Genomic DNA, 381 nt, shown 5'->3' with positions numbered 1-381 from the left:
TTCAGTCTGCCATCGCAACGCTCGGCATTTCCGATGACCTGGCGCGGCATATTGCACCCCTCGGCTGGGAGCATATCTCTCTGACAGGGGACTATCGCTGGAATGTCGATGAGCAGCCCGAAGCGGGCGCGTTACGTCCGCTTCGGGTGCCTGCATCCCTGCTTGTCGCTTGAACCCCAATGCTGGCGGTTCTGTAGGTGTTCACCCTAAGCGTACGTAAAATACACTTTCGTGTCGTGACCCCAAATACGCCTCCTGGTCAGCGTTCCGGTTCTCGAACGCGCCAGGTGAGGACGTGACCAGGTATTCGATGCACTGGACGGCGTTCTTGCGGATCTTCTCAGGTAGCGCCTTCTCGAACGCGATCATGCCCTGTTTGAC

General features: G+C 58.0%; 1 protein-coding gene. It reads right to left on the bottom strand.

Translation table 11 applies throughout. From position 1 onward, the window contains the following. Positions 1 to 201: 201 nt before the first annotated feature. The coding region (locus KP705_RS19075; protein ID WP_215765445.1) for a plasmid recombination protein at positions 202 to 381 on the bottom strand (180 nt) is incomplete at its 5' end.

It is taken from the genome of Gluconobacter sp. P1D12_c (assembly GCF_018812105.1).
Taxonomy (GTDB): Bacteria; Pseudomonadota; Alphaproteobacteria; order Acetobacterales; family Acetobacteraceae; genus Gluconobacter; species Gluconobacter oxydans_A.
The sequence above is the reverse complement of the archived record's forward strand: the minus strand, read 5'-3'. Positions and strand labels throughout refer to the sequence as shown.